Source organism: uncultured Frigoribacterium sp., from assembly GCF_963515265.1.
Classification (GTDB): Bacteria; Actinomycetota; Actinomycetes; order Actinomycetales; family Microbacteriaceae; genus Frigoribacterium.
On record NZ_CAUPYL010000165.1, the window covers coordinates 1 to 5,807 of the forward strand.

The window sequence follows — 5,807 nt, forward strand, 5'->3', positions numbered from 1 at the left end:
ATCCAGCGGTCGGTGCGGGCCCGCAGCCCGAGCGTGACCGCGCGGGCGCCGACGTAGCCGAGGCCGAACGTGAGCCACAGCGCGACCGCGCCGGCCGTGCCGGGGCCGACCCGCGCCTCCACCGGGAGCAGCAGCGCGAGGTAGACCAGCACGCTGACGACGCTCGCGACGGCGAGGTAGCGAGCGTCGCCGGCGCCGAGCAGCACGCCGTCGAGCACGAAGACGAAGCCCGCCAGCGGGATCCCGACGGCCATCGCGACCACCACCGAGGGCAGCAGTGCGCGCACCCCCTCGTCGCTGCTGAAGACGGGCGCGAGCACCGGGGCCAGCATGGCGAGCAGGGCGCCGAGCAGCACGCCGCCGCCGACGCCGAACAGCATGAGGCGTCGGGTGATCGCCCTCACCCGCTCGCGGTCGCCCTGGCCGAGCGCGTGCCCGACCATCGCCTGCCCCGCGATCGCGAGGGCGTCGAGGGCGAACGCCAGCGTGCTGAACAGCGTGAGCGCGATCTGTATCACGGCAAGGCCGGTGACCCCCGAGGAGGCGGCGGCCTCGACGGTCGCGACGAGCGCGGCACGCAGACCCGCGTTCCGCACCAGCAGCCATGCGCCCGAGCGGGCGGTCCGGCCCACCCCGGCGAGGCCGGGGCGCAGGTCGGCGCCGACGTCGCGTGCCGCCCGGACGGCGATGACGACGTAGACGGCGGCCATGCCCCACTGCGCGACGACGGTGCCTGCCGCGGAGCCCGCGATGCCCCAGCCGAAGCCGTAGAGGAACAGCGCGTTGAGGGCGGCGTTGGCCGCGAACCCGACGCCGGCGACGACGAGGGGCGTGCGGGTGTCCTGCAGGCCGCGCAGCAGTCCCGTCGCGGCGATGACGACCAGCATGCCCGGCAGGCCGATCAGCGAGACGGAGAGGTAGGTCGTCGCGGCCCGGGCCACGTCGGCGTCGACCCCGAAGAGGCCGACGAGCGGCTCGGCGACGAACGCGCCCGCCACGGCGATCGCCACGCCGACGACGAGGGCGAACCACAGGCCGTCGACGCCGGCGCGGATCGCCCCGCGGCGGTCGCCCGCGCCGAGGCGCCGAGCGACGGTCGGGGTCGTCGCGTAGGCGAGGAAGATCAGCAGGCCGAGCGCGGTCTGCAGGATCACGCTCGCGACGCCGAGCCCGGCGAGGGGCACGGAGCCGAGGTGCCCGACGAGGGCCGTGTCGGTGAGGAGGAACAGCGGCTCGGCGACGAGCGCGCCCAGCGCGGGCAGGGCCAGGCGGAGGATCTCGCGGTCGAGCGGCGACCGGAGGCGCACGTCTAGTCGGTGCCCCGGAGGCGGCCGACCACGGTCATCAGGTGGTAGACGACGATCGCGGCGACGGTGCCGAGGATGATGCCGCCGAAGCTCGCGCCGCCGAGCGCGAAGGTGAAGTCGGCGATGCCCATGATCAGGGCGACGCCGGCCGTCAGCTGGTTCTTCGGGCGGCTGAAGTCGACCTTGTTCTCGACCCAGATGCGGATGCCGATGACGCCGATCAGGCCGTACAGCGCCGTCGTCACGCCGCCGAGGACCCCCGGCGGGATGGTGAAGATGACGGCGCCGATCTTGGGCGAGAGGCCGAGGAGGATCGCGACGACGCCCGCGACCCAGTACGCGGCGGTCGAGAACACGCGCGTGGCGCTCATCACGCCGATGTTCTCGCCGTAGGTGGTGGTGGCCGAGCCGCCGCCGAGACCGGCCAGCACGGTGCTCAGGCCGTCGGCGAAGAGCGCACGGCCGGTCAGCGGGTCGAGGTCGCGCTTCGTGAGCTGGCCGACGCCCTTGACGTGTCCGACGTTCTCGGCGATCAGGGCGAGCACCACGGGCAGGAACCCGAGGTAGATCGGCAGCTGCGCGAGGTCGAACGCGGGCGCCGTGAAGGTCGGCAGCCCGACCCAGGCGGCGTCGCCGACCGCGCTGAAGTCGACCTCGCCGAGCAGCACCGCGGCCACGTAGCCGACCACGACGCCGACGAAGATCGACAGGCGGCCGAGCAGGCCCTTGAAGAGCACGGCGCTCAGCACGACGGCGGCGAGGGTGATGACCGCGGTGAGCGGGGCCTGCGCGAAGTTGTCGCGCGCCGCGGGAGCCAGGTTGAAGCCGATCAGGGCGACGATCGCGCCGCTGACCACCGGGGGCAGCAAGGCGTTGATCCAGCGGGTGCCGGCGAGGTGCACGACGACGCCGACGATCGCCAGCAGGGTGCCGACGACGATGATGCCGCTGAGCGCGAGGGGGATGCCGCCGACGGCGGTCGCGGCCCCGATCGGGGCCAGGAACGCGAACGACGAGCCGAGGTAGCTCGGCAGCTTGTTCTTCGTGATGATGAGGAACAGCAGCGTGCCGATGCCCGAGAACAGCAGGGTCGTGCTCGGCGGGAAGCCCGTGATGATCGGCACGAGGAACGTCGCACCGAACATGGCGACGACGTGCTGACCGCCCAGGCCGATGGTGCGCGGCCAGGTGAGCCGCTCTTCCGGGGCGACGATCTCGGTGGAGTCGACCGTCTTGCCGTCGCCGTGCAGTGCCCAGGGGAGTGCCATGGGCAGAACTGTAGCGGCGTGCTGTTTCCTGCTCGTTTCCTGCGCCGCGCCTGTGGAGGGGCAGGGCGCTCTGCACAGGCCCTGCCGCGTCGGGCGCGGCGTCGCCCGCCCCGCCTAGGCTGGCGGACATGACGACCGACGCGCTGTCCTCCGGCATCACCACCGACGAGCTCGACCCGGGCGTGCGCCCTCAGGACGACCTGTTCCGCCACGTCAACGGGCGGTGGATCGAGCGGACCGAGATCCCCGACGACAAGGCGCGCTACGGCTCCTTCTACCTCCTCGCAGAAGAGGCCGAGGCGGCGGTCCGCGACATCGTGCACGAGTCCCAGTCGGCCGAGCCGGGCACCGAGGCTCGCAAGGTCGGCGACCTGTTCACCAGCTTCACCGACGAGGCCCGGGTGGAGGCGCTCGGCGCCGAGCCGCTGCGCCCGCTCCTCGAGACGGTCGCGTCCGTCGACGACGTGCCCGGGCTGCTCCGCCTCGTCGGCGCCTTCGAGAAGCAGGGCGTCGCGAGCTTCGTCCAGCTCTTCGTCGACAACGACCCGGGCGACCCCACGCGGTACGTCGTGCAGGTCGAGCAGGGCGGCCTGGGGCTGCCCGACGAGTCCTACTACCGCGAGGAGAAGAGCGAGGCGATCCGCACCTCCTACGTGGCCTTCATCTCGCGCATGCTGGGGCTCGCGGGCCTCGACGACGCCGACGAGCGCGCCTCGCGCGTGATGCAGCTCGAGACCGCCGTCGCGTCGCACCACTGGGACAACGTGGCCACCCGCGACAGCGACGCGACCTACAACCTCCTGCCCTGGTCCGAGGCGGCCGCGCTCGCCGAGGGCGTCGACCTCGACGTGTGGCGCGACGCGGTGGGCGCGCCCGCCGGCGTCTTCGACGAGGTCGTCGTGCGCGAGCCCTCGTTCGTGACGGGCCTGGCCGGGCTGATGACCGACGACCGCCTGCCGGCCTGGCAGGACTGGCTGCGCTGGCAAGTCGTCCGGTCGTTCGCCGCGTACCTGTCGTCGCCCTTCGTCGAGGCGAACTTCGACTTCTACGGGCGCACCCTGACGGGCACCCCCGTGCAGCGGGCCCGCTGGAAGCGCGGCGTCTCGTTCGTCGAGGGCGCCATGGGCGAGGCCGTCGGCCGCATCTACGTCGAGCGCCACTTCGCGCCCGAGGCGAAGGAGGCGATGGACGTCCTGGTCGACAACCTCGTCGAGGCCTACCGCCGCAGCATCGGCGACCTGTCGTGGATGACCGACGAGACGCGGGCCCGGGCCCTCGACAAGCTCGAGAAGTTCACGCCCAAGATCGGCTTCCCCGTGAAGTGGCGCGACTACTCGGCCCTCGAGGTCGACCCCGGCGACCTCGTCGGCAACGTCCGCGCCTCGGCCGTCGTCGGCTTCGACCGCGAGCTGGGCAAGATCGGCCAGCCGATCGACCGCGACGAGTGGTTCATGACGCCGCAGACCATCAACGCCTACTACAACCCCGGCTTCAACGAGATCGTGTTCCCGGCGGCCATCCTCCAGTTCCCCTTCTTCGACGCGAGCCGGGACGCCGCGGCCAACTACGGCGCGATCGGGGCCGTGATCGGCCACGAGATCGGCCACGGCTTCGACGACCAGGGCTCGAAGTACGACGGCGACGGCAAGCTCACCGACTGGTGGACCCCGGCGGACCGCGAGGCCTTCGAGCGCCTCACGACCTCGCTCATCTCGCAGTACGACGCCCTCGCCCCGGCCCAGGTGCCCGAGCACCACGTCAACGGCGCGCTCACGATCGGCGAGAACATCGGCGACCTCGGCGGGCTGTCCATCGCGTACGACGCGTACCTGATCTCGCTCGACGGTGCCGAGGCGCCCGTGATCGACGGGATGACGGGGGCGCAGCGCTTCTTCCTCAGCTGGGCGCAGGCGTGGCAGATCAAGCTCCGCGACGAGGAGGCCATCCGGCTGCTGTCGATCGACCCGCACTCGCCCAACGAGTTCCGCTGCAACCAGATCGTGCGGAACATCGACGACTTCTACGACGCGTTCGAGCTGACGGAGTCCGACGCGCTCTGGCTCCCTGCCGAGCAGCGCGTCACGATCTGGTAGCCGTGCCGGCCGCGGAGGGCCCGATCGGCCGGGAGGGACTGCATGGCCGCGAGGGGCAGCCCGGTCAGGGTGTGCCGGGTCGGGGTGGCCGGTCCGGCCGGCACAGCAGCCGTCCGGACGAGGTGATCGAGGCGGGGCGGCACGCGCCGCCCTCGCCTCCGGGGGGTCTCGAGGGCGCGCTGACGGCCCTGGGCGACCTCGCGGCCGACGGCGTGCAGGTCTCCGGGTCGGTCTGGGACCTCGACGACGGCACCGAGCTGCTCGCCGTCGACGACTGCGTCGTGCTGCCCGTCGGGCAGCTCGGGGCCGTGCTGCTGTTGATCGAGGTCAGCGCCCAGATCGAGGCAGGCCGGCTCGGCGCCCTCGACGAGCTCGAGCGCATCGCCGGTCCGGGCAGCCGGGCGGCCCTCGGCGGCGGCGGCATCTGGTCGTACCTGCAGCGGCGCCGGCTGGCCGTCACCGACGCGGCCGCCCTCGTCGGGGCCGTGCGCGACCCCGCCGCCGTCAACGCGCTGCTCGGCAGGGTCGGGCTCGAGGCGGTCCGGGCCAGGGCCGACGACCTGGGCGTGCGGAACACCGCACTGCTCGACGAGATCCGGTCCGAGCGCGGTCCCGACGACGCGCCTGCCCCCTCCGTCGGCTCGACCCGGGAACTCGCCCAGCTGACGGCCCTGCTCGCGCAGGGGCAGGTGGTCGGGTCCGCGGTCAGCAGCCGGGTGCTCGGCTGGCTGTCGCTCGGGGTCGACCTGTCGTTCGTCGCAGCGCCCTTCGGCCTCGACCCCGTGTCGCACCGCCGGACCGACCACGACCTGCAGCTCGTCAACGCGGTGGGCAGCGACCGCGGGGTGCGGTCCGAGCTCGGGGTGCTGCGCGGGCCGCGGGCCGGCGTGGCCTACGCCGTGACGATGACGTTCGACGATCTCACGCTCGAGCGCCGCCTCCGGGTGCTCGCCGGGGCCAGAGCGGTCGGCGTCGACCTGCTCGCGCGCGTCCGCTGACGCGCGGGCCGCCCCGCCCACGCGCGCCCCGCAGGTGCCGACCGGCAAATCCCGACCGGCAAATGCCGACCGTTCTGCCCTCGAGGGCCGTACAACACGGGGAATTCCCGTTGTTGCAGCACACGAGGTCGGGTTCTGCAG

The 5,807-nt window shown here is 73.0% G+C and carries 4 protein-coding genes; 2 read left to right on the plus strand and 2 right to left on the minus strand.

Going from position 1 to position 5,807, the window contains the following annotated elements:
• Both RWM17_RS11530 and RWM17_RS11535 read right to left on the minus strand, forming a co-directional pair.
• Window positions 1-1,307, minus strand: a 1,307-nt coding sequence (locus RWM17_RS11530) for an MATE family efflux transporter (RefSeq protein WP_314103828.1), incomplete at its 3' end; no start/stop codon positions are given.
• 2 nt (window positions 1,308-1,309) lie between these two features.
• Entirely contained in the window at window positions 1,310-2,575 is a 1,266-nt protein-coding gene (locus RWM17_RS11535; RefSeq protein ID WP_314103829.1) for a solute carrier family 23 protein, read from the minus strand.
• Between the two features lie 128 nt (window positions 2,576-2,703).
• Between RWM17_RS11535 and RWM17_RS11540 the strand changes: the two genes are divergently transcribed.
• Window positions 2,704-4,668 carry a M13-type metalloendopeptidase gene (locus RWM17_RS11540; protein WP_314103830.1) on the plus strand — a complete coding sequence of 655 codons (1,965 nt, stop codon included), beginning with the start codon at window positions 2,704-2,706 and terminating at the stop codon, window positions 4,666-4,668.
• A gap of 122 nt (window positions 4,669-4,790) precedes the next feature.
• Window positions 4,791-5,666, plus strand: coding sequence for a serine hydrolase (locus RWM17_RS11545; protein WP_314103832.1), 876 nt, complete (start codon window positions 4,791-4,793; stop codon window positions 5,664-5,666).
• Window positions 5,667-5,807: the final 141 nt, after the last annotated feature.

Excerpts from the sequence above, each read along its gene's own strand:
- RWM17_RS11535 (WP_314103829.1), bottom strand. The coding sequence starts at position 2,575 with ATGGCACTCCCCTGGGCACTGCACGGCGACGGCAAGACGGTCGACTCC.
- RWM17_RS11540 (WP_314103830.1), top strand. The coding sequence starts at position 2,704 with ATGACGACCGACGCGCTGTCCTCCGGCATCACCACCGACGAGCTCGAC.